At 36.9% G+C, this 24,986-nt stretch carries 20 protein-coding genes and 3 pseudogenes; 15 read left to right on the forward strand and 8 right to left on the reverse strand.

Annotated features, from left to right (window positions below; translation table 11 throughout):
- Window positions 1-19: 19 nt before the first annotated feature.
- The 12 genes from iolC to NSS70_RS02470 all read left to right on the forward strand — a co-directional run bounded on the left by iolC (window position 20) and on the right by NSS70_RS02470 (window position 13,715).
- Window positions 20-997 carry a 5-dehydro-2-deoxygluconokinase gene (gene iolC / locus NSS70_RS02415; RefSeq protein WP_063387633.1) on the forward strand — a complete coding sequence of 326 codons (978 nt, stop codon included), beginning with the start codon at window positions 20-22 and terminating at the stop codon, window positions 995-997.
- Between the two features lie 25 nt (window positions 998-1,022).
- Window positions 1,023-2,933: a 3D-(3,5/4)-trihydroxycyclohexane-1,2-dione acylhydrolase (decyclizing) gene (gene iolD / locus NSS70_RS02420; protein ID WP_144598228.1), complete on the forward strand. Its 1,911-nt coding sequence runs from the start codon at window positions 1,023-1,025 to the stop codon at window positions 2,931-2,933.
- Window positions 2,934-2,948: 15 nt separating this feature from the next.
- Window positions 2,949-3,842 carry a myo-inosose-2 dehydratase gene (gene iolE, locus NSS70_RS02425; RefSeq protein ID WP_063387631.1) on the forward strand — a complete coding sequence of 298 codons (894 nt, stop codon included), beginning with the start codon at window positions 2,949-2,951 and terminating at the stop codon, window positions 3,840-3,842.
- A 158-nt stretch (window positions 3,843-4,000) separates the two neighbouring features.
- Window positions 4,001-4,999, forward strand: coding sequence for a Gfo/Idh/MocA family protein (locus NSS70_RS02430; protein ID WP_117017313.1), 999 nt, complete (start codon window positions 4,001-4,003; stop codon window positions 4,997-4,999).
- A 13-nt stretch (window positions 5,000-5,012) separates the two neighbouring features.
- Window positions 5,013-6,032, forward strand: a complete 1,020-nt coding sequence (gene iolG, locus NSS70_RS02435) for an inositol 2-dehydrogenase (protein ID WP_340880875.1) — start codon at window positions 5,013-5,015, stop codon at window positions 6,030-6,032.
- Between the two features lie 102 nt (window positions 6,033-6,134).
- Window positions 6,135-7,619: a sugar ABC transporter ATP-binding protein gene (locus tag NSS70_RS02440; RefSeq protein ID WP_063387651.1), complete on the forward strand. Its 1,485-nt coding sequence runs from the start codon at window positions 6,135-6,137 to the stop codon at window positions 7,617-7,619.
- On the forward strand, window positions 7,619-8,611 hold the full coding sequence (locus NSS70_RS02445; RefSeq protein ID WP_063387628.1) for an ABC transporter permease: 993 nt from the start codon (window positions 7,619-7,621) through the stop codon (window positions 8,609-8,611). The genes NSS70_RS02440 and NSS70_RS02445 overlap by 1 nt, the downstream gene beginning before the upstream one ends.
- A gap of 61 nt (window positions 8,612-8,672) precedes the next feature.
- Complete coding sequence (locus NSS70_RS02450; protein WP_063387627.1) at window positions 8,673-9,659, forward strand: sugar ABC transporter substrate-binding protein; 987 nt, start codon at window positions 8,673-8,675, stop codon at window positions 9,657-9,659.
- A 210-nt stretch (window positions 9,660-9,869) separates the two neighbouring features.
- Window positions 9,870-10,868 carry an inositol 2-dehydrogenase gene (iolG, locus tag NSS70_RS02455; protein ID WP_063387650.1) on the forward strand — a complete coding sequence of 333 codons (999 nt, stop codon included), beginning with the start codon at window positions 9,870-9,872 and terminating at the stop codon, window positions 10,866-10,868.
- A 117-nt stretch (window positions 10,869-10,985) separates the two neighbouring features.
- A complete protein-coding gene (locus tag NSS70_RS02460; protein ID WP_063387626.1) occupies window positions 10,986-11,852 on the forward strand; it encodes a class II fructose-bisphosphate aldolase in 867 nt (288 codons plus the stop codon).
- A 778-nt stretch (window positions 11,853-12,630) separates the two neighbouring features.
- A complete protein-coding gene (locus tag NSS70_RS02465) occupies window positions 12,631-13,143 on the forward strand; it encodes a DUF3231 family protein (protein WP_340880877.1) in 513 nt (170 codons plus the stop codon).
- A gap of 329 nt (window positions 13,144-13,472) precedes the next feature.
- A complete protein-coding gene (locus NSS70_RS02470) occupies window positions 13,473-13,715 on the forward strand; it encodes a WGxxGxxG family protein (RefSeq protein ID WP_130158037.1) in 243 nt (80 codons plus the stop codon).
- A gap of 18 nt (window positions 13,716-13,733) precedes the next feature.
- On the opposite strand, the pseudogene NSS70_RS20745 reads toward NSS70_RS02470, so the two are convergent.
- The 3 genes and pseudogenes from NSS70_RS20745 to NSS70_RS02480 form a co-directional block, all read right to left on the reverse strand.
- Window positions 13,734-14,021: pseudogene (locus NSS70_RS20745) on the reverse strand (IS4 family transposase); the annotation flags it as partial.
- 216 nt (window positions 14,022-14,237) lie between these two features.
- Window positions 14,238-15,384, reverse strand: a protein-coding gene (locus NSS70_RS02475) for an IS3 family transposase (RefSeq protein WP_445290576.1) whose coding sequence is annotated in 2 segments (ribosomal slippage) — window positions 14,238-15,114 and window positions 15,113-15,384 — 1,149 coding nt in all. Because the reading frame shifts where the segments join, the coding sequence is not laid out codon by codon here.
- A gap of 42 nt (window positions 15,385-15,426) precedes the next feature.
- Window positions 15,427-16,518: pseudogene (locus NSS70_RS02480) on the reverse strand (IS4 family transposase); the annotation flags it as partial.
- Between the two features lie 1,176 nt (window positions 16,519-17,694).
- Between NSS70_RS02480 and NSS70_RS02485 the strand changes: the two are divergent.
- Window positions 17,695-17,856: pseudogene (locus tag NSS70_RS02485) on the forward strand (ATP-binding protein); the annotation flags it as partial.
- A gap of 180 nt (window positions 17,857-18,036) precedes the next feature.
- Here NSS70_RS02485 and NSS70_RS02490 read toward each other — a convergent pair.
- The 3 genes from NSS70_RS02490 to NSS70_RS02500 form a co-directional block, all read right to left on the reverse strand.
- Window positions 18,037-18,435, reverse strand: a complete 399-nt coding sequence (locus tag NSS70_RS02490; RefSeq protein WP_339198518.1) for a DUF4064 domain-containing protein — start codon at window positions 18,433-18,435, stop codon at window positions 18,037-18,039.
- A gap of 159 nt (window positions 18,436-18,594) precedes the next feature.
- On the reverse strand, window positions 18,595-19,542 hold the full coding sequence (locus NSS70_RS02495) for an ABC transporter permease (protein ID WP_339198521.1): 948 nt from the start codon (window positions 19,540-19,542) through the stop codon (window positions 18,595-18,597).
- 14 nt (window positions 19,543-19,556) lie between these two features.
- On the reverse strand, window positions 19,557-20,480 hold the full coding sequence (locus NSS70_RS02500; protein WP_339198525.1) for an ABC transporter ATP-binding protein: 924 nt from the start codon (window positions 20,478-20,480) through the stop codon (window positions 19,557-19,559).
- 1,546 nt (window positions 20,481-22,026) lie between these two features.
- On the opposite strand from NSS70_RS02500, the gene NSS70_RS02505 reads away from it, so the two are divergent.
- A complete protein-coding gene (locus NSS70_RS02505) occupies window positions 22,027-22,170 on the forward strand; it encodes an aureocin A53 family class IId bacteriocin (RefSeq protein WP_339199944.1) in 144 nt (47 codons plus the stop codon).
- 287 nt (window positions 22,171-22,457) lie between these two features.
- On the opposite strand, the gene NSS70_RS02510 is transcribed toward NSS70_RS02505, so the two are convergent.
- Entirely contained in the window at window positions 22,458-22,742 is a 285-nt protein-coding gene (locus tag NSS70_RS02510; RefSeq protein WP_339198529.1) for a hypothetical protein, read from the reverse strand.
- Window positions 22,743-22,744: 2 nt separating this feature from the next.
- Window positions 22,745-23,047, reverse strand: a complete 303-nt coding sequence (locus NSS70_RS02515; RefSeq protein ID WP_013401959.1) for a DUF2089 family protein — start codon at window positions 23,045-23,047, stop codon at window positions 22,745-22,747.
- Between the two features lie 571 nt (window positions 23,048-23,618).
- On the opposite strand from NSS70_RS02515, the gene NSS70_RS02525 reads away from it, so the two are divergent.
- On the forward strand, window positions 23,619-24,980 hold the full coding sequence (locus NSS70_RS02525) for an IS4 family transposase (protein ID WP_094245809.1): 1,362 nt from the start codon (window positions 23,619-23,621) through the stop codon (window positions 24,978-24,980).
- Window positions 24,981-24,986 lie beyond the last annotated feature (6 nt).

Consider the following 24,986-nt stretch of genomic DNA (forward strand, 5'->3'; position numbering starts at 1 on the left):
AAGGAGCTGTTTATCAAAGATGAGATATGATTTCAATACCGACAGAGAATTTGACATCATTGCAATTGGCCGTGCATGCATTGATTTAAACGCTGTGGAATACAACCGTCCGATGGAAGAAACGATGACTTTTACAAAATATGTTGGAGGCTCTCCGGCTAATATTGCCATTGGCTGTTCAAAATTAGGGCTGAAGGCTGGATTCATCGGAAAAATTTCAGACGATCAGCATGGCCGTTTTATTGAGCAGTATATGCGCAATGTTGGGGTTGACACATCCCATATGGTCGTTGATCAGGAGGGGCATAAAACCGGATTGGCTTTTACAGAAATTAAAAGTCCGGAAGACTGCAGCATCTTAATGTATCGTGAAAATGTAGCAGACCTCTATTTGAAACCGTCCGAGGTAGATGAGGAATATATCAAAAGATCCAAAATTTTGCTTGTTTCCGGTACGGCGCTATCTAAAAGCCCTTCGAGAGAAGCTGTTTTGAAAGCGATCTCTCTGGCGAAAAAACATGATGTGAAAGTCATATTTGAATTGGATTATCGCCCGTACACTTGGATATCTACTGATGAAACTTCTGTTTATTATTCATTGGTGGCGGAAAAGGCAGACGTTGTGATCGGCACCCGCGACGAATACGATATCATGGAAGGAACAAAAGACGGGAAAAACGAGGAGACCGTTCGCTATTTGTTTCAGCATTCGCCCGACCTGATTATCATTAAGCATGGCGTTGAAGGCTCTTATGCGTATGCGAAATCAGGTGAAACATTTCAAGCGAATGCTTATCGGACAAAAGTATTAAAAACGTTCGGTGCAGGGGATGCATACGCTTCAGCCTTCTTGTATGCGCTAATTACAGGCAAGGACATTGAGACGGCTTTAAAATACGGGAGCGCCTCAGCAGCTATTGTCGTCAGCAGACACAGCTCTTCTGATGCAATGCCGAAAGCAGAAGAAATCGAACAACTCATTGCCGAAAGATCATAATTGAATACGATCAGGGGTGAAAAAGATGGGAACTATCCGGTTGACAACAGCTCAAGCTTTAATCAAATTTTTGAACCAACAATACATTCACGTTGACGGTAAAGAATTTCCTTTTGTGGAAGGAATCTTCAATGTGTTCGGACATGGCAATGTTTTAGGAATTGGTCAGGCGCTTGAGCAAGATCCCGGCCATTTAAAAGTGATTCAAGGGAAAAATGAACAAGGAATGGCGCATGCAGCCATTGCTTACAGCAAACAAATGCTTCGGCAAAAAATATTTGCCGTCACCACGTCGGTTGGACCGGGGTCGGCCAACTTGGTCGCGGCAGCGGGTACAGCTCTTTCCAATAATATTCCCGTCCTTCTGCTCCCTGCAGATACCTTTGCAACCCGCCAGCCTGATCCTGTTTTGCAGCAAGTGGAACATGAATATAGTACGGCGGTGACAACCAATGATGCGCTCAAGCCCGTATCAAGATATTGGGATCGGATCACACGCCCTGAACAGTTGATGTCAAGTTTAATCAGAGCTTTTGAAGTGATGACAGATCCGGCCAAAGCGGGTCCTGCGACCATCTGCATTTCGCAAGATGCCGAAGGGGAAGCGTTTGATTTTGATGAGAAATTTTTTGAAAAACGGGTGCACTATCTTGACCGCAAATTGCCGACCGATCGAGAGCTAAAGGGAGCTGCAGAATTAATAAAATCAAGCAAAAAACCACTTATCATTGTGGGCGGCGGTGCAAAATATTCCCAAGCGAGGGATATTTTAATCAAGCTTTCCGAGAAGCACGATATTCCGCTTGTCGAAACGCAAGCCGGAAAATCGACAGTCGAATCAACATTTAAAAATAATTTGGGCGGAATCGGAGTAACCGGAACATTAGCTGCCAATAAAGCGGCTAAAGAAGCGGATTTGATTATTGGAGTGGGAACAAGATATACAGATTTTACGACTTCGTCGAAAACAGCGTTCAATTTTGAACAGGCAAAGTTTTTGAACATTAATGTCAGCCGTTTGCAGGCTTATAAAATGGATGGTTTTCAAGTAGTCGCAGATGCCAAAACAACTTTGGAGCTGTTATTCCCGCTGTTGGACGGGTATAAAAGCGAATTCGGAGATCAAATTGTCGAATTAAAAGAGGAGTGGCTGAGAGAGCGCGACCGTTTAAGCAAGATAGTGTTTGACAGGGAAAACTTTACACCGGAAATAAAAGATCAGTTTTCCCAAGAAGTGCTGAATGAATATGCAGATGCGTTAAATACAGAATTGGCGCAGACCACTGCATTATTGGCGATTAATGAAGCGGTTTCGCCTGACAGTATCATCATCGGTTCAGCTGGTTCATTGCCTGGAGATCTTCAACGCTTATGGCATTCAACAGAACCTAACACATACCATATGGAATACGGGTATTCGTGTATGGGATATGAAGTGTCGGGTGCTTTAGGAATCAAGCTTGCGCAGCCTAACAAAGAAGTTTATGCCATGGTCGGCGACGGCAGCTTCCTCATGCTGCATTCTGAATTGGTTACAGCCATTCAATATAATCATAAAATTAATATTTTGCTGTTTGACAACTCAGGATTTGGCTGTATTAGCAACCTGCAAATGGGCAATGGAATGGGAAGCTATTATTGCGAATTCCGAACACATGACAATCAAATCATGAACATTGATTATGCAAAAGTGGCTGAAGGCTACGGAGCCAAAACTTACCGTGCCAATACAGTCGAAGAATTGAAAGCAGCATTAGAAGATGCCAAGAAACAAAATGTATCTACTTTAATAGAAATGAAAGTGCTTCCAAAGACCATGACAAATGGCTATGAAAGCTGGTGGCATGTCGGGGTTGCGGAAGTCTCTGAAAAGGAAAGTGTGCAAAAAGCATTTAAAGAAAAACAAGAAAATTTAAAAACTGCCAAACAATATTAAAGAAGGAGACAAACAATGGGAGAGCAAGACATCTTATGGGGAATTTCGCCGATCGGCTGGAGAAATGATGATATACCGGAAATCGGAGCTGAAAATACGTTGCAGCACCTTTTAAGCGACATTGTTGTCGCAGGTTTTGAAGGCACCGAAGTTGGCGGCTTTTTCCCTGAGCCGAAAGTGTTAAACAAGGAATTGAAGCTGCGAAACTTAAAAATAGCAGGACGGTGGTTTAGCAGTTTTATTATCCGCGACGGCATAGAAGAAGCTAAACGGGCTTTCCATCAGCATTGTCAATACTTGTATGAAGTTCATGCAGATGTGGCAGTAGTTTCTGAGCAGACTTACAGCATTCAAGGTACCGATAAAAATGTTTTTTCCGAAAAGCCGCACTTTACAGATGCCGAGTGGACCCAATTATGCGAAGGCCTGAACGAACTGGGAAAAATCGCTGTGCAGTACGGTTTGAAATTAGTTTATCACCATCATATGGGAACGGGGGTTCAAACCCTTCCGGAGATTGATCGGTTAATGGAAAACACTGATGCAAACTACGTGCACCTGCTCTATGACACAGGCCACATCTATGTTTCCGATGAAGATTGCCAGCAGCTATTAAACAAGCATATTGACCGCATAAAACACGTGCACTTTAAAGATGTAAGAAAAAAGATAATGGAGGAGTGCAAAAAAGAAGGAAAATCATTCATGAATTCCTTCTTAAGCGGAATCTTTACGGTACCAGGGGACGGCTGCATTGATTTTACCGTACTTTATCAAAAACTATTGGACCATCAATACAAAGGATGGATTATCGTTGAAGCCGAACAAGATCCGTCAATAGCCCATCCATTGGAATACGCTTTAATTGCTCGTAAGTATATAAATGAAAAATTATTAAACAACTCTTAAGCAGGGCATGGAGGATGAAACAAACAACAGTTTCGCTCTTTTAAAAAAATGTCACCCGTTAATCGAAACAATCGATTCGTAACTTTGATTGTAATGGGATGCTGGGCGGTCATGATTTTACCTTTGCCGTTCAGAAAATTTTGTGAAAGGTGATCAAAATGGAAAAAGTAAAGTGGGGAATTATGAGTGCAGCTAATATTGCTTACGAGCAGCTTCTTCCTGCCCTGAGACAATCCTCTCGTTCCGAAGTTGTAGCGATTGCGAGCAGAAGCAAAGAAAAAGTCGCCCGATTCAATATTCCAAAGGTTTATAGTGATTACGATCAATTGTTAGAAGATGAATCGATAGATGTAGTTTATATTCCTCTTCCAAATGCCCTGCACGCCGAATGGGCAATAAAAGCTGCACAGAAGGGAAAGCATATTTTAGTAGAAAAGCCTGCAGCTGTTAGTACGAAAGAATTATTGAAGGTTCAGGAAGCTGTAGAGCAAAACAACGTAATTTTTATGGAAGCCTTTATGTATCAATTCCATAAACAACATGCACGTGTAAAGGATTTATTGGCTTCGGGGATGATCGGAAGCATATTGCATGTAAAATCACATTTTTCTTGGAGTTTGCAAGACCGGGATGATATTCGTTTAAACCCCGCATTAGGCGGAGGAGCTATGTGGGATGTCGGGTGTTACGGAGTTCATGCGATGAGCCAGATCATCGGAATAAAACCAGAGAAAGTTGTTATGTTGGGGGAAGTTGACCCTGAACATAAAGTGGATATGTTATCAACTTGTATTTTTGTAGATGAGTTTGGAAGAACAGCCGAAATTACCGCCAGCATGAAGCTGCCATTTATTAATCGGTATGAAATTATAGGAGAGCGCGGAACCATTTTAGTAGATTCCTCTTTTCGGCCTGATGTGTCATCAGATCAAAAGGGCAAAGTAATTGTAAAAGATGACAATAACGAAATAATACTGTTTGAAACATATAAAGATAATCAGTATTTCAATCAAGTGGAGCATGTAAATGATTGCATTATCAACGGAAAACAACCAGTTTATGGAATCCGAAATTCTATTCAAGTTATTCATTATATAGAAAAGGGTTATGAATCTTTGCGCAATCAATCCGTAGTAACAAGTCTAAATAAATTTTAGGAAGGTAATGAAAATGAACAGAAAAATTCGCTGTGCAGTGATCGGGCTAGGACGTCTTGGATATTGGCATGCTGTAAACGTTAAGACAAAAATCCAATCCGCTGAACTAGTATACATTTGTGATAGAAATGAAGAGCTTGCCAAAAAAGTTTCCATAGAATTAGATGTTCCTAACTTCACTACAAATCCAAGTGATATTTTTTCAAATGATCGGATTGAGGCTGTTATCATTGCTTCTCCTACGAGTACGCATTTTGAACTGTTGAAGGAAGCAGCTTTTAGCAATAAAGCAGTTTTTGTTGAAAAACCGCTTGTCAGCAATTTAGACGAAGCGAAAGAAATTTTTGAAATAATGAAGTGGCATAACACAATTTGTCAGGTCGGCTTTATGAGACGGTTCGATCCAGCGTACGCTGAAGCCAAAAAAAGAATTTTAAGAGGAGATATCGGTAAACCAATTTATTTTCGGGGAATTTCTCGCGATCCGGCATCGCCTCCTGAAGAATTTATAAAAAATAGCGGCGGTATATTTATTGATATGGCCATTCATGATTTTGACATTGCAAGGTATTTAATGGAATCAGACGTTGAAGCAGTATCAGCTCACGGCAAAGTTTTAAAATATCCGTTTATGTCCAAATATCAAGATGTGGATCAATCTCTCTGTTATTTAGAATTTGAATCGGGAGCCGTTGGTGACGTTGAATCCAGCAGAAATGCCCATTATGGCTATGATATACGTGCGGAAGTAATAGGTACGGAAGGAACTATTTTTATTGGCGGCTTGCGTCAACATAACATTCAAGTTTTGACCAGTTCTGGCGCAGTTCATGATATTGTTCAAGATTTTCCGACCAGATTTAAAGACGCCTATTATCTTGAGCTGGAAGACTTTTTCAATGCTTTACTAGAGGGGTATCAACCTAAAGTAACTGTTGAAGATGGAGTAAAAGCTCAAGAAATTGCTGTTGCGGCACAAGAATCGTTTTTTAAGCAAGAAAAAGTTTCCTTGAAAACATCTAAAATATTATGATTTTGTCTTCAGAATAGCTGTTGATTCTCTTAATAGATTAGTTCCTATACGCAGAGAAAGGAGGAAAAAACATTGGCTAGTGCTGAAGGAAGCTTACTGGTGATGAAGGGCATTAAAAAAAGCTTTTCAAATAATCATGTTTTGAAGGGCATTGATTTTGAAGTGAAACCTGGGGAAGTTCATGTGCTGTTAGGTGAAAATGGGGCTGGTAAATCAACGTTGATTAAAATTTTGACGGGAGCCTATCAAAAAGATGAAGGAGAAATTTATTGGGAAGGCCAGCCGGTTCAAATCAGCTCACCTTTGGATGCCATGCAGCTTGGAATAGCAACGATATACCAAGAACTAAACGTGATTCCAGAGCTGAAAGTCTATGAAAATATATTTTTAGGCCGGGAAATTAAAGGGAATGGGAAATTTTCATTTATCAACCACAAACAAATGAAAGAAAGCGCGAAGCAATTTTTGCAGATGCTTGGACAAGATCCAGCTATTGCAGAGCAGCCGCTCGGTTACTTAGGAATAGGTCAGCAGCAGCTAGTCGAAATTGCGAAAGCTCTTACTTTAGATGCGAAATTAATTATCATGGACGAACCAACAGCGAGTTTGAGCCAGTCGGAGGTAGAACAGTTATATAAAACGGTTGAACAATTAAAAGAAAAAGGAATTGCAATCATATTTATTTCTCATAGACTTGAAGAAATTAAACGAATTGGCGATCGAATCACTATTTTAAGAGACGGCTTTAAAATCGATACACTTCCAGTAAAGACAACGAGCACGGATCATTGGATTGAACTAATGGTAGGTAGAACTCTTGAAGAAAAATATCCAAAACAAACCTTTACGTTAGGGGAAGAAGGCTTTCGAGTCGAAGATTTAAAAGTTAGCGGATTTAAAGAACCTGTCAGCTTTAGTATTCGCCGCGGCGAAATTGTCGGTATTTCCGGGCTTGTTGGTGCCGGCAGAACGGAGCTGGCAAGAGCCATTTTTGGTGCAGATAAAAAGGAAAAAGGGAAGATCTATGTTGACGGAAAATTAGTCGACATTAAGTCACCTAGGGACGCCATCTCTGCCGGAATAGCCTTTATTACAGAGGATAGAAAAAGTGAAGGATTGCTGCTAGATCAACCGTTATACATGAACATTGTCCTTGCTAATATGGATAACTTTAGAAAAAAGAGCAAATTAATAGATTTGAAAAAAATCAAGCAGGGAGCCATGGACTATGTAAAAGAATTGAAAATCCGCCCGGGAAATATTGAACTGAATGCAAGAAAGCTGAGCGGAGGAAACCAGCAAAAAGTCGTTATAGCCAAATGGCTTTGTACAAAAGCGAAAGTCTTTATATTTGATGAACCGACACGTGGTATCGACGTTGGCGCTAAAGTGGAAGTATATCGGTTGATGAATCAATTAGTTGAAAATGGAGCCATCGTTTTAATGATTTCATCTGATTTGCCAGAAATTTTAGGAATGTGCGATCGCGTACTGGTGATGTCTGAAGGAAAAATAACAGCAGACTTTCCTATAAATGAAGCTTCGCAAGAGAAGATTATGAAAGCGGCTACAGGAGGGAGTAATTGATGAGAGAGTTAGCGGTGAACAGCTCGGAAACGAATGTTGAAAAGAAATCTGTCAAGCATTACCTTAGTAAGTTTGGCGCTCTGATCGGGCTTATCATTTTATGTACAGTTCTCACGATTCTATCGGATAAGTTTTTAACCATCAATAACATCATGAATATCGCCAGACAGTCATCCATTAATGCATTGTTGGCTTTAGGAATGCTCTTGCCGATTTTGACTGCAGGTATCGACTTATCGGTCGGATCCATTTTAGCTATTTCAATCATGTTAATGGGGATTGTTTCCGTTAATATGGGCATGCATCCCATTTTAGGAATTCTTGTTTGCTTATTAGTAGGATGTTTTTTTGGGTGGCTAAACGGAATATTGCTGACAAAGCTTAAATTGCCTCATCCGTTTATTTCTACTCTTGGAACAATGAACATAGCACGTGGTTTAGCGTTGATTGTAACAGCAGCTGCACCTATTGCCGGCTTCCCATATTTAATTCAATTTTTGGGGAGAGAATTTGTCGGTCCAATTCCTGTGAGTTTTTTGCTAGTTATCGTGATGTATATCATTTTCCATATATTTTTAACTAGAACAAAAACCGGAAGATATATTTATGCAATTGGAGGAAATAAAGAAGCAGCTCATTTATCCGGAATCAATGTTGATCGTGTTCTTGTCATTGTTTATACGATCAGTGGTTTTATGGCATCGCTGGCAGGATTAGTTATGGTAGGAAGAGTAAATTCTGCCTTCCCGCTAGCAGGTTTATCATATGAATTGGATGCTATTGCAGCGGTAATTATTGGCGGAGCAAGCTTTTTTGGTGGAGTTGGAACAGTTTGGGGAACTCTGATAGGAGCTTTAATTATTGCTGTGTTGAGAAATGGCCTTAACTTATTGAATGTTTCAGCCGATTTTCAAATGGCAGTCATAGGATTTGTTATTATAGCGGCTGTTTATGTAGATGTGATTAGACAGAGAAAAAGCAAGAAAGACTAACTTTTTCAAAAATAGTGTTAATATTTAAAAATTTATTTATAAATTCAAGGGGGATGATTTTATGAAAAAATGGGTGAAATCTTTAGGTGTTGTAGCAATGGCTGCTAGCATGATTATTGCATCCGGATGTGGGGGTGAAAAATCTTCAGGGGGAAGTAGTGAGAAAGAAGGCAACGATTTAGAAGGAAAAACAATATCAGTCGTTTTAAAAACGTTAAGCAGCCCATATTGGAAATATGTAGAGGCTGGTGCGAAAGCAGCTGGAAAAGAATTGGGTGTTGAAGTAAATGTTGTAGGACCAGCTTCAGAGTCTCAAGTGATCGAACAAGTAAATATGATTGAGGACCAAATCAATCAATCGCCGGGGGCATTAGTTGTTTCGCCAACTCAGCCTTCAACTGTTGTTCCTTCACTAGAACAGGCTACACAACAGGGCATTCCTGTATTGCTCATTGATACAGACGCAGAACTGAAAGATAAAACAACATTTATTGGAACAGAAAACTTCACAGCTGGTCAGGAAGCTGGAAAATTGCTTGCATCAATGTTGAATAAAGGGGATGAAGTAGCTCTTATTAGCGGTGCTCTTGGGAACACTGCAACAGATGAGCGTATAAAAGGAGCCAAAAAAGCTTTAGAAGATGCTGGGATGAAAGTAGTAGCTGAACAACCGGCAGATAGTGATAAATCAAAAGCGATGTCAGTAATGGAGAATATATTACAGAACAATAAAAATATTAAAGGTGTATTTGCTGCAAACGATGATATGGCACTTGGAGTGCTCCGGGCAGTTGAAGCTAAAGGAATGAAAATCCCGGTCATTGGCACAGACGGTACAGTTGAAGCTGTTGAATCGATTATAGCCGGAAAATTAGCCGGAACAATTGCTCAAAGCCCTTATGACATGGGATATTTAGGAGTTGAAAATGCAATTAAAGCTATAAAAGGTGAAAAAGTTGAAAAAAGAATTGACAGCGGCATTGATGTCATCACAAAAGAAAATGCGCAAGAAAAATTAGAATTCTTGAAAAGCATTACGAAAGAATAAATTTTTGTTAACTGATGAAAAGATGGTTGTTCGCAACAACAAGTCTGTCGGACACGTAAAAGCATTAAATAGCTCGAGCTTCTTTAGCTCGAGCTCATTAATATAATGATCCTTTATTTACTTAAATAAAAAACTTTTAATGATGAGCAAGCAGATTTCATCATGCCAAATGATGGTCATTTTCTTGGTGAAAATGGAGGAGATCGGAACATGATAAACATTGGAATTATTGGAGCAGGGAGAATCGGGCGGCTGCATGCAGAAAACATGCAGCATATACCAAATGTAAAGATTAAAGGAATATCGGATGTAATGATTGCTCAAATGGAAGATTGGGCAAAAGAAAAGAACATTTCAATAGTTACGGATAATTATGAGGATCTTTTACGTGATCCGGAAATCCATGCCATTTTTGTTTGCTCTCCAACTACTACGCATGCCGAAATTATTAAAAAGGCTGCGGCGGCCGGTAAGCATATCTTTTGTGAAAAACCGGTTAGTTTTTCAGTTGAAGAAACAGTAGAGGTAATTAATGAAGTTGAAAAGGCTGGCGTCAAATTTCAAGTAGGATTTAACAGACGCTTTGATCCGAATTTTAAAAGGCTACACGATCTTGTTCAACAAGGACAAATTGGAACACCTCATATTTTAAAAATTACTTCAAGGGATCCAAAACCGCCAACCATTGATTACGTGCGGACTTCAGGCGGTTTATTTATGGATATGATGATCCACGATTTCGATATGGCTCGTTATATTGTAAACAGTGAAGTAGTTGAAGTTTTTGCTCAAGGAGCCGTTTTAATAGATTCAGAAATTGGCAAAGCCGGTGATATCGACACGGCAGTTGTAACACTAAAATTTGAAAATGGTGCATTAGGTGTCATTGATAATAGCAGACAGGCCGTTTATGGATATGATCAGAGAGTAGAAATTTTTGGAGATAAAGGGGCGGCAACTGCTGATAATTGCCGGCCGACAACAGTTGAATTATCAACATCTGACCATGTTGTGAAGGATAAACCGCTCTATTTCTTTCTTGAACGTTATTCTGAAGCCTATATTGAAGAAGTTAAGCAATTTGTTCATGCTTGCATGGATAATGAATCTGTTTTGTGCAGTGGATTTGATGGTTTGCAAGCACAAAGAATTGCCAAAGCTGCGCAAGAGTCATTTGAAAAAGGAGTACCGGTGAAAGTCGAGTTTTAACAAACCATTTAAGAAAAAAATTCGTTGTTTTTCATTGAAGATCTTGTATAGAAAACGTAATAGCAAGTACAGATTTTCCCCAGAAAATAGTCGGTATAGGAAAAGGATGATGAATAAATGCCTTTAGTGACAATGCGAGAGATATTCGCAAGTGCGGAAGAGGACAATTTTGGAATCGGCGCATTTAGTGTTGCAAATATGGAAATGGTTATGGGGGCGATCCAAGCGGCAGAGGAATTACGATCGCCCATTATATTGCAAATTGCCGAAGTTCGTTTGAAGCATTCTCCGCTTCATTTAATCGGCCCATTAATGGTTGAAGCTGCGAAACAATCTGTTGTCCCAGTAGCAGTTCATTTTGATCACGGTTTAACTTATGAAAAAATCAAGCAGGCACTTGATATCGGCTTTACATCTGTCATGTATGATGGATCACATTTACCTTTAAAAGAAAATATAGAAAAGACAAAAGAAATTGTTAAACTGGCGAACTTCTACGGTGCAACCGTTGAAGCTGAGATTGGAAGAGTCGGAGGAAGCGAAGATGGGTCAGAAGATATCGAAATAACTATTACAGGGGTTGAAGAAGCTGAGAAATTTGCGGAAGAAACAAAAGTAGATGCATTAGCAATTGCAATCGGGAACGCCCACGGCGTATATAAAGGTGAACCAAATTTGCGGTTTGACCGTTTGAAGGAAATTGATGAGCGAGTTGAAATACCGCTTGTATTGCACGGTGGATCGGGAATCGAAGAGAATGATTTTAAAGAATGCATTAAGTTAGGAATTAGAAAAATTAATGTTGCTACTTCAACCTTCAACAATGTTATCAATCATATAAATAAAAATGTCCAATCTTCTTGCTATACAGATTATTTTGTGTTTCATCAAGATGTTATCCGTGCCGCATATGAAAATGTCAAATACCATATTGAGATTTTCGGAAGCTCCAATCGAATAGAAAAATTGATGCAAAAAATATAGTTTTCTGTACGCTTATTCCCAAAAGATTTATTCCTGCCGGGGAATCGAAAAGCTCATCCAAGAAAATATGGAGAAACTGGCAAATTTTCTTTACCCATGCTGAAAACAGTCACAGGATATGGCGGTGAAGAAAACTATATGCAGTTGGTGTTGAGAAAGAGCCTCGATTTGATTTTCTGATTTCTTATGGCACCTACGTACAAGAACAACACACAAATACAAAAAGACATCAAAATTGCGAAAAACTGGACGTATTGTGAGCAAGATAATTGTTTTATCTGCCCAAATGGAAGAAGAGTTGCGTTTAAAAAATACCAAAACAAAAAGGACCCGTCTGGTTATGAGCAAAGCTTCAAAATCTTGAATGTGAAGACTGTCGTCATTGCCCTCTAAAATCAAAATGCACGAAAGTGAAAGGGAACTGTAAAATTATTACAATAAAAGGATATGTAGGGTGCATGTAATAAAATTTGACCACTTTTTTGAGAACTGGTCTATAGAATAAGTGAGGACTACTTCCTTACTAAGAAGAAAGGAGGTAGTCCTTTTTTGTAGTCAAATTTCCTATCGAGAAGTACTGTTAGAAGGATTGAAAATTTAACTAAATTTTGATGAGCTAATCCATGCATTACACAAACTTTTTTGTTCATTCCTTCGTACAAAAATCCAATAACATAATAAGTTTTTTAAAACTTCACTTTCCTTTGCATAATTGTATTTCAATCAATCCATATTATCTAAAGAATGGTGATATATGAATTTTGTTAGGAGGTTTATTATGGGAATTTTAAGCGGTAATCCAAAAGAAGAGCCAATGCACTACGGAGAAATATTTGGCGTATGGTCGTATTTACAAACGACTAAAGGATTTGTTGCCGGATATCAAACATTGCTCAACCACACAGGCGATAAGGATTTAAAACGTTTTATAGAGGATAGCATCGAAAACGTTTTAAAACCGGAAATACAAGAAATAGAAAACTTGTTAAAAGAAAATGGAATAGCACTTCCGCCATCACCCCCAGAACGGCCAAAAGCATGTTTGGAAGATATTCCAGCTGGTGCGAGATTTGCCGACCCGGAAATAGCTGCAATGCTTAGCAAAGATATTTCTGCTGGTTTAGTGGCATGCAGTACAATTATAGGAGAGTGCATCAGGGAAGATATTGCTTTAATGTTTGGTCAATTTCACGTAAAAAAAGCGCAATATGGTGCTAAATTGCTTAGAATAAACAAAGAAAAAGGCTGGCTAGTTCCACCGCCGCTCAACGTGAAAAGTTCGGATTGCTAAATATGGAAAAGCTTGCGATGCCGCAAGCTTTTACTTTTTAAAAATCGTCTTTTGTATGCCAACCATTCATCACGTTTGTGGAATAACAGTAAATCCCCAATCCCTGCCTTAAAACATTTGATAATAGCTCCCCTTCTTTTATAGAAGATATATACCTTGTAATTGCATTCATTTCTCTTTTTTTACCATCTATTTTTTCTTTAACGCACTCGTTTATTGAATTGAATAGGTTTAAAAATGACGCCCTAAACGGCTTCTATATCTAAAGAATAATTGTTCTTTTGATGGACATATTAAATGTTAACAATTATTAAAAGGAGGTGAAAACCATGTTAAAAAAAATTCTCCATTCATTTTGCGCTCTATCAGTTGCGTTGATGCTTTTTGGGATAGTTGCCTACGCTGAAAATGACAGCATAGACGTCAATAACAACACAAACAAAATTACTCAAATGGCTCAAAATACAGATGTTGATAATAGCGATGATAATGAAGATACAGATTGGGGATGGATTGGTTTAGTTGGTCTTGCAGGACTGTTAGGGTTAAGAAGAAATGACAGAAGAGATTAGACCCAATATATTTATTACTCAACTTTCGCACACAGAAATATTTAAGCATTGCTTGATATAATTAGGTATAGTGGCCAACCATTTATTCATTTGATTTTTAAAGATGTCCATGTTCAAAGAAACCTCGGCTTCCGCCAAAGTTTGGAAAAGGTCAATAAGTGATTGAAGGGCAGTAATAAAATCTATGTCTTTTACATCTTCGCAAAGGATGTAAAAAAGGTTGCCAATCGTCTTAGGATCCTCCTCTTTTCGCATTTGCCAAGCAATGAGAATATATCGTGTAAAAACAATGGTTGTATGGCTAATTGTAATGCACCCCTTTGTCAAGACACAAATTGATAATATTTAAGTTATCCATTCTCTCCTTTCGCTATGAATGTGGTGCGTGTGCAAAAAAGGCTTGACATGGAGCCTCTACGGGCACGATTTTTTGCGCTGGAGCGATGGACAGATAACATCGCATGGCTAAAACAGCCTATCATGCCCGTCTCTCCATATAAAGCCTCTCATCACGTTCGATGGTTAGGATGCTTGAACCATCTTAGGTTGCTTGTACACTGTTGCTGGCGTCAAATAGTCCAAGGATTGGTGAGGTCGGTCTGTATTATAGAACGTAACATAGCGTCGAATGCCTTTTCGCAACTCTTTAGGATTCTCGAATTCATTGAGATAGATACATTCATACTTTAAAGCTCTAAAGAATCGTTCCGTACGACTATTGTCTGTTGCTCGTCCTTTGCCATCCATTGATACCTGGATGCCATACTCTTTCAACAGCCCGAGATAGTCAGCGTTTGTAAAATGGCTGCCCTGGTCACTATTGATGATGGCCGGCTTACCATGACGCAATGCCCGCTTCAGACAGTCGATGACAAATCCTTTCTCCAGCGTACTAGATAACTCGTAATCGATCACTTTGCGGCTGAACCAGTCGATGATGGTAAACAGGTACATAAAGCCCCGTCCCATACGAAGGTAGGTGATATCCACTCCCCACACATGGTTCGGATGGGTGATCTCCAATCCACGGAGCAGGTAAGGTCGGCAGTACTTGGCATGTAGCCTCTTACTAAGGTTGGGTTTTGGGTAAATAGCTTGTATACCCATAAGGCGCATGAGACGGCGTACGCGTTTACGATTCACATCAAATCCTTTCTCACGAAGTTTCGCAGTCATGCGCCTGTAGCCAAAGTAGGGATGAGCTGTATAAAGCATATCCATTTCGTGCATGAGCATGATGTTTTCTGAGCTTTCTGTTTGCCCCTTTGATTGGCGATACACGCTAGTACGATGAATACCTAATAACTGTGCCTGACGCTTGATGCTGATCGATGGGTGATTGAATTCGACCATAGCCTTTCGTTCGTCAACAGACTTATTTGAGCCCAGATTTTTTTTTCAGCCAGTCAACTTCAACCGTTAACTGACCTACCAATTTCTCTAAATTTTCTTGTTTGGCCTCATATTCTTTACGGATTTTATCCACTTCGCTTGAGCCTTTTTCAAAGACCATCGAGGATCGTTCTAGAAATTCTGCTTTCCAACGACTGACCATGACTGGGCTTAATTCATATTTGGCGGCTATTTCATTGACGGTTTGCTCTTCACGCAACACCTCAAGAACCACCTTAGCTTTAAATTCTGCGGTATATCGGTTTCTTTTTTTCATGGTATCATTATAACTTATTTATCACGCTCATGTGTCTCACCTTATGGGAGCATTATAAATTAACATGTCGTAGGAACGTCCCTGGAATTCTTTCTCTAAATTTAAAAGGGATTTATTGCATTTGAAGAAGACTTCAATGTCCCAACGCATGCCGTAAATACGAATGATCTCTTCATTTTCTAATGTTGTATCTGTGCTGAGAATGGCAAGCCATTCGCTCCGTTTATTACGGTTTCGTACAAATAGAATTTTTACTGGAATTCCATTGTCTAAAGTAGCATAAACGGATCCGCGAATGTCTTTTTTACCCATGTGAGGTTTTGCCAATTTGTAAAGTTGATTCAGTGTGAAACGTTCACCATTGTAAACGTATCGCTGCTTTAATTGCTTCACCAAGCCAATGACAAATAACCCTTTGTTCGTAATCTTCTCAATTAAAGGCGCTTGTGTAAACCAGGAATCCATGAGAACATAGTCAGCTATAATCCCTTTTTCAAGCGCATGATCAAGTAAAGCTGAAGCCACGTCCGGTTTTGATTTCAGAGCTTCCTGGCGACGCTTATAGCCAGATGTTCGTTTATCAATATTGGTATTGATTTCTTGCAGGCGATTTTCCTTTTTCGGTGAACTTAGAAGAGCAAAATCAACGGGAATAAAAGTAAAACTATCGGTCCAGCCAAGGGTAAGCATTTGAAACCCTTTCAAGTACTGATGGGTAGAGTGATCAAAAACCTTAGCCAACAGTTCAACCGACTTACTACGGTTTCTTGAAAAGACAGAATCATCAATCACAAAAGCTGTGACACGATCTTTTGAAGTTAATGGTTGAAGCAGACGGATCATTTCACTGCTTAATGAAAGCAGAAACTTTCTCCAATGATAGGTTGGTGTATTTAAAAAGCGATAGACTGTATCCTTTCCGGGCAGATCCTGAGATCGTTTACTCATAAAAGCACGAAACCAGTTCTTATATTGGAAGACTAAAAGAAAAATCAGTTTGAAAACAGTAAGACAAGAATACCCGGAAAGTTTCGTAATATTCGCTTTTCTTAAATGATATCCAATATTTAATTCGGAAAATCCTTGTTTAATTTCTTTTGGTAATTGCGCAAAGTAGTCTTTATTCGTTATCATAGTGGTGACACCTTTCTTTTGGATTTGGTTTCGTCACCAATATTTTACCAAAAGAATAGGTGTCTTTCTTTATGTTTTAAAAAATGTCAAATGATAATTTTGTACTTCCCAAAACCATTTACATCAAGCATTTAAACAAGATTTTGGACTGCGAAAGCTGAGTATTTAATAAATGTTATTTCATTTCTTATTTTTTTGATTTTTTTTATATTTCTTGATAGTAACCATTACTTATTCTTCTATGTATGGATTTTTTTCGGGCAATGAATTTAATATTTTCGTTAATAAATTTTTACTAAATTCCAATTACGAGGAATATAACATTCCCTTAAAAAATAAGAAAAGACCAAATAGCTAAAAAAACCAATTGATCTTTTGTGTATAAATTTTACAAAACAAAGAAGAAGTAAACACAAGAAAGCGCAAAAGACATAGGGGAACAATGTCAGAAGGATCTAAGGTGTTATGATTTATCCTGACACTATTTATCAGTAAATCCCTTCTTTTTAAAAAGAAATTTGTTAACTATTTCTAGTCAATCTGGTTTTCTTTGATTCATATATGAATCCATTATACTTATAATTAATAATCGTTATTAATTATTTTTACAAGTGCATTATCATTAGTAGATACAAGACCTATAATTTGAAATAGATCCGTTTATTTCCATTCTCGTCTATGAAGACAATATTAAAATTCCTTTCCCTTCTTTCCTTAAGTTCCTTCCTTATAAAATTTAGAGGTATAAACCAACTCACAGAGCCGTAGAAATAAATAAAACTGTAGTTCCCCCATAAATCAGGTTGTCGGTGAACAAATAAATTAACAATCCAGCGAATGGACCAGTTATGTTAAACAAAGTAAGAGCTATCATATTCCAAATTCTATCGTTTTGATTTTTTGCCAAGATTACAACATGATCGTATAGAAATAAGTAGAATCGGTGAAATAAAACGCCACTGCTAATAAACACTGCAGCAAATGATAAAAAATAGGAAGCTGGGGTAAATTTTAAGGTAATATAATTGATTGGATAAAACATTACGGAACAAATAAAACAAAAAATAATTGACCACACCACATAAACAGTACAGAAATAAAGCGTTTATTTGAATTAATTTTTTCTTGTACATTTACTGAATTGTATTCTTCTGCATTTTGCAATTTGAATCACCTCTCTTTATTACATCTAACTTAGAATTTAGTCAATGGAACCGGATCTTTACAGATTCTCGATTAACAGCAGCGTTAGTGGACAGGCTAATTCATCACGCCCATATCATCTCTTTTCATGGCGAGAGCTATAGACTGTCCCACGCATTGTCGAAAAGGAATTAAATGGGTGGCAAACCTCTGCATTTTTAATTGCATTTCTCTGCACTTTTCTATTGCAAAATACATTATATGACTCTAAATTATTAATATTTTTATTATAATTTTGTCATTTCTTCAATAACAAAGAGTAGAAATAGTCAGTATAATGAAATTAGAGAGGGGAATATGTATGTTTAAAGCTACTCATCCTGTCACTTGAGGAGGCTTTCGAACAAAACACATAAGTCCAGCAATGAAATAAAAGATACCAGGAATAATACCAATCCCCGCTGTAATAATTGCAACCAAGACAGCTGTCACAATGAAGATAGTACCAGCTCCTTTTGGGCGTTTATTCCCTTTAATCGTGAAAATTGCTATAATACCTAATATGATCGCAAGAATGGATGCGATTATAAACATTGTTCCCCCTGTGCTCATTATCTTAACCACTGTTTCCAAATCATCCGCCCCATTGCTTGAAAATTCTTTAAGAAATTCTTCGTTATTTCGTAGAAAGAACATAAGCCCACCTAAAGCTATCACTAGTCCGTACGACAAAATCCCTAAAATAGCCAATATTACCTCTACTATTCTTTTCATTGATACTTTATCTCCCTTACTATTTACAAAATGTTATCCAACAAGTTACTAAAAATGCTACTCAACACTACAATAGAATATGTTATATAAAATACGTGAAGATCATGAATACAAGCATTGACATCATATCAAGGTTTACCGATTTGAACCTAAATTATTTTATATGCTAATATCCCTTTTTTGAAAAAAGGTAAATGTTATCAACAAGAATATAGTGTAGTACACCGCCAAAATGATTAAGGACATTGGCAATGTTACGTCTTGGAGTATTTTTTCTTGTAGAGCATAAACTGTTAGATCCAAGTGTGGAAAGATTAAAAATTTTGCCCAGGTATATTTTTCTGCTAATAACACAATCATACCGCCAATAGTTGAGGATAGGAACAAAACAAATATTCCGATACCCACGGCCAATGCTTGGCTTTTAAACAAGGTAGATAACATGAAAGCAATCGTTATGATAATCAATAGACTTGGAATATAATACATGACCTTTAAAAAGAATTGTGTCCCCACAACAGCTAACTTTTGTTGGCCATCAAGAGTGGTTTCAAAGATTTTTGCGTTAAAATCCCCGCTCCCGAAAAGAATCAAGCCTACAATATATCCTGATATAATAAGAACAATCAATAACACTATAGAATAGAGTAATACTGAGATATACTTAGACAGAAGGATGACCCATCTTTGATGGGGTCTAATTAATAGCTGTTTGATTGTCCCTTCGGCAAATTCTGATGATACACTTGCACTGCCTACAATAACTGCAAACAGAGTGACCAACATTGTCATGCCTATCACAGTTCCATTCATAAAATGCCAATTACTTACTGCATTTGGATTTATATTTTCATCAAGATAGCGTTGCTTTTGCTCTATTTGCTCCATAATCCATTCCTTATCTTCATTTGGAGCAGCTTCCAAATCCTTTTTTAATTGGTTCAATTCGGTTTGAGTTTCCTCGCGCCAATTATCGCTCGGTTCCCCATATATTTTTTGTTGAATGATGCCTCCAATGACTACAGCTAAAATCAGAATCAAGATGTATATCCAACTAGCCTTTTTCGCAAAAATCTTCACCATCTCATTTTTAATTAGAGAAAACACTAGTCTTTACCCTCCTACTTACCTTTGCCGGTTAATTCTAAGAAACGATCCTCAAGCGTTGTAGTTACTAGATTGATTCTATATACATTGACATTATTCTTCACTAATAGCTGATTAACTACTGCAATTGTCTCTTTGTCTATGTTAATTGAAAACTGTTGGTCACCTACTATTTTTAATTCATCGGTCAACTTATTTTCTTGGAGAAGCTGAACTGCTGTTTCTACATCACTAACCTCAAACACCACATTTTGTAATGATTGATCTTGTTCATTATGTAAGTCCATAGAAGAAACATGAATTAGTTTTCCTTGTTTAATAATGGCAAATCGGTCACACATTAATTGCATTTCTGATAATAAATGAGAGGATACGATAACAGAGATTCCCTCTTTCGTTAAAGAGCGCAAATAATCCCTGAATTCTCTAATCCCCTGAGGATCAAGTCCATTTGTTGGTTCATCCAGTATTAATAAAGATGGATTATGCAATAAAGCTTGTGCTAATCCTAATCGTTGCCGCATTCCAAGTGAATATGTCTTTACCTTTTGGTGAATAACTTGTTCAAGACCTACTACCCTTATTACTTCTTGAATACGTTCCTCAGTGACTTTGTGTCTTGCCATGTTTGCATAGTGCTTTAGATTTTTATATCCGTTCATATATTTATAGAATTCTGGATTCTCTACAATCGCTCCAATTTCACTCATTGCTTCTTTAAATTGCTCATCTAAATTGTAGCCATTCACATACACACTGCCCTTCGTGCGCCCTATCAAGCCCACGATCATCCGTATAATCGTCGTTTTTCCGGCACCATTAGGGCCAAGCAACCCAAATATTTCACCTTTTTCAACGGCGAAACTAACATCATCGACAATCACTTTATTTTTTACTTTTTTCGTTAAAGATCGAACTTCTAGGGCTTTTACTGCCATGTACTCTCTCCCTCTTTCTGCAAATTCCATACTATCAGTCACGATTTTTGACTCTAAAAGGTTACTTACTATTAAATTCTGAAGCATTCATGTTTCACATATCTTCCAATAATTTAAAAGAAGGTTTTAACAAAAGGAGCTACTTTAGATGTTTAAATAGCCTAGAGAAGCAAGCTCATTCCTTTTCTTTAGCTTCACGCATCTTACTAAGTAATAAAAGTAATAAAGGTAATAAAGGTACAACGATAAGTCTAATCATAAACACTTGCGTTTCTCCATGTCTCAAATCGGAGAAATACCCCCACACAATGGATATAATTAGTCCAAAATTATCGGCGGTAGTGCCGATTTCAAAAATACCCTCTCCTTTCCTAATGATTTACCAGTTCTCTAACTAGAGGTAGTACCCATAACGGAGTGACATCTCTTTCCATATCCCCCTTACTAAATTATATTAAACTAAAATTTAATTTTATTCAATTTTTTTTGAACAAAAATAAAATTTATATACCGAATTCATCCTTAGTTTTATTACTTTCTGTACCTTATATCCATTTAAATAAAGACACCTATAAAGCTATTAAGTGTCAATTATCAACCGGCTTTAATTATGAAGTTAACAAGGCAGTTGTCTGAGATTACTTTATAAAACCTCATATGATTTCAATGGTTGTCCTTATTTGCATACCATTGATAATAACGAATTGCTATATCATTAGGAATATCTGAAATTTTCAATACTTGAATTGATTTAGAACGTGTTGAAATTTCGAGACATTCGCTGTAATAGTGATTCCGTCACTTTTAACTCTTAAATTTCATTCGGGTTGTTATAAATAATTTTGTAGAAAAAGATCCAGTTTGAATTTGGATAAAGGAACAACATAGATTGTAGCAACTATACAAACCATTTAATAGTTGTGAAGTATTAATAAGAACAAACAAAGCCACTTATATATACCAGAAATTTGGCCAGAAGTAGAAATTAATCGCTGCAGCTATGATCCAAATATAGCTAGTAATACCGGACGATTTAAAAAAATTTGACAAATTTAATCCAAACACAAGTATACAAATTTCTACAAATCGATTTTATTAACAATAAGGTCGTTTAAAAATGAAGTGTACTACGGATATTTTTCTGGAAGCTTCGTTCCTTCTATAAAGTTGTATCATTTTGTTTATTCTGCACACCATAAACAGGTAATAATAGGAAAATAAAGTTGTTAAAAATATGATTTATCCAGCTTGATCTTCGTTTTTTCTGTTTGTTAAAGACGTTGGTGTTTAATAGATATTAATTAAAAAATAGGGCGCCCTTGTTCAAAACACATTAATATTGAATTTACACTTAACATTATAGAAAAAGTATATTTTTTATTAAATTATTTTACAAATTCAGATAATTTTTGTAAAAAATAAAATAAATGTAAAAACAATATAAAAACAGTAAAAAATCAGAACATTCTATAGACATTTTTTGTAATATATGTTATACCTAATTTCAACAATATTATATAAAATTGGAAATAAAGAGTAAAAATGGATACTTTTTTTGAAAATCGTTGCTCAATTAAGTTCTAAAGCTGCGAAATGGGCTTGGGATAACAAAGATAAAGTGTTAAAGTGGATCAGAGGTGGTATGGCAATTGACTGGATCATTGATAAAATTAATAACATTGTTGGTTAATACTTAATGTATCATTTTATTACTACATCATATAGATTTTGTTCTAGTCCAATTGTTAGGTTGGGATAGGATAGGATAGGATAGGAGAATATTTCAGAATATTTCCTACTCTGTAAGAACCTGAAAGAAAGGGCTACTGCCCTTTCTTTCTTTAATAAGTAATATGCCTTAATTCCTCTTTTTGTTTAACACTAATTGCTCATTCTATTCTGCTCTACCCTAGTAATGTTTTGATCTCATTAAATCATCCTTTAAAAATATACAAGTTTTTGTTACTATCTTTATTTTTATAGATCCCTTGCTTTTATTTTATCTAGTTCTTTCTTTCTTTTCCTAGATAAAGATTCTCTCCCACTAACCCATCCTGATACAAGAAGCACTGTTCCTCCTAATAATGCAAGTATCGCTTCCCCAGATCTTACAGGAAATATATTATTCAGATATCCGTATACAAAAAATCCAATATAAAGCAAGGGTAATATTGCACCTAAGAGCACATGCCCTCTTTTAGAAATTAAATATTGAAAAACTAAAACTAAAACAGCTATCGAGAATTGTAAAATATGTTCCATTTTTATTCTCCCTTTTCCTTTTCCCTTTTGTATTTATCAATAATAATTTTTGCAACATCTAAACTTATACGCTCATCAATGACGAGATTTTTAATCATGTTTACAAATTCGACGTCTTCTTCCTTGCTATGCAATTCGATTTTTTTTATCAATCTGTCTAACATCGTACGTACAGTAGGATAAGATACTTTATAATCGCGCGCCATAGCTTTCAATGATCCAGAATTCAAAATAAACTTTCTTATAAACTCTAATGATTCTTTATCTAGAGATAGTACCCATGATGGAATTTCATCTCTTTCCATATAACCACCCCTTTTAATTATATTAATTCATTTTTTAATTTTATTCAATAATTTTTAAATAAAAATAAATTAATATACCAATTTTTTAAACGATTAACATTCGGTATTTTTATATTCAGTGAACTATCCTCCACCTACGCTTCGTTTAGAAGGAAGACTTCTCGGATAATCTTATCTAACGATACGATATGGAGACAGAACTATCAAGCCGGTACCATGCTCTATATAGGATTATGCTAATAACCGCAATCTTTCCTTTTTGATGTTGAGTGCATTATCCCAATCTCTATCAGCTACAAAACCGCATTTGCATTGGAATGTACGTTCAAATGGGCAACGAATCTTTGACGCTACCACAACAAGAGGTTTGACAAAAATATAGCAAATTACTTTAAAACTCAACTTTCTCACAGTAAATTGGATTTCTAAGCCTTACGGTTAATGGGTTTGTTGGTTGTTTCGAATACTTCTTGACATAAAAATTTGCAAAAAAAAAAAAACACCTCAACTTTTGGTATAGTTTAATTGTCCAGAAAAAACATTACCAAAAGCAGGTGAGGTGTCTCTTATTATGATAACGAATAACAGACTGAACAATCAACTACCAAAAGAAGTAAAAGCTATATTTGATGAACTTGAAATCTTAAAATATTTAAGGAAAGTGGGAATTAACAAGGGTTTCGGTTATTCCTGCGCCTATTTATTCCAACTAGTTTTTAGTTTAGTTTTTGAAGGCAAAAATTTGTTTCGACTTCTTCAAAGTAAAAAAGCTAAAGATTTGCCGGAAAAAAACGCTATTTATCGCTTCTTAAATAACCCTCAATACAATTGGCGCAGGTTTTTACTTGTTTTGAGTACTTTCACCATTATGAAGGTAAGTAGTTTAACGAGACACGACCGTCCGAAAGTGCTGATCGTGGACGACTCATCTTATGAACGAAATCGCAGTAAAAAGGTTGAACTGCTTGCTCGCTGTTTCGATCATTCTTCTCAAAAAATGCGTTATTACAAAGGATTTCGTATGCTTACACTCGGCTGGTCAGATGGTGCTACATTTTTGCCTATTGATTTTGCTTTATTAAGCTCTACGAATTCCCAAATCAATGGGATTGATAACCGAATCGATAAGCGTACATCCGGTTATAAGCGGCGTGTCGAAGCTTTACAAAAAGCGCCGGAAGTTATTCCCAATATGATTAAACGGGCACTTTCTCAAGGAATCGATGCCTCATACGTTTTAATGGATACATGGTTTACCCAACAGCCTTTGATCAAGTCCATTGTGGATCAAGGGTTGGATGTTATTGGAATGGTGAAGGATACAAAACAAAGATATCAAGTGAACGGTGAATGGGTGAGCCTAAAAAAACTATACCAAACAGCTAAACCATCACAACATCAAAAGGGTATTTTGCGCTCTATTCACACAACGATGGCAAATGGCGTACCTGTTAAAGTGGTATTTGTCCGTAATCGTAATAAAAAGAGACAGTGGCTAGCTATTTTGAGTACAGACTGTACTTTATCGGATCAAGAAATCATTCGTATTTATGGGATACGTTGGGATATTGAAGTATTCTTCAAAACAGTCAAATCCTTATTGAAACTCCAAAAAGAGTTCCAAGGAAGATCTTATGATTCCATGATCAGCCATACCACTATTGTGTTTACAAGGTACATTGTTTTGTCTTGGCAAAACCGAGTAAGTACAGATTATCGAACATTAGGCGGCATTTTTTATGAACTTTGTGATGAAATCGATGAATTAGATTGGGCCTTTGCACTTCAACTACTCATTGAAATTCTTGAAGATGCACTTCAAAATGTAAATCAAAAGATTAAAAAATTCATCGAAAGTCAATTACGTAAATGGATTGTAGTTTTGCCTAATTATATCAAGGCTTATTTACCAAAATTGAGCTGCGAAAGTTGAGTTTAT

Source organism: Aeribacillus sp. FSL K6-2848, assembly GCF_038004325.1.
Taxonomy (GTDB): Bacteria; Bacillota; Bacilli; order Bacillales; family Aeribacillaceae; genus Aeribacillus; species Aeribacillus composti.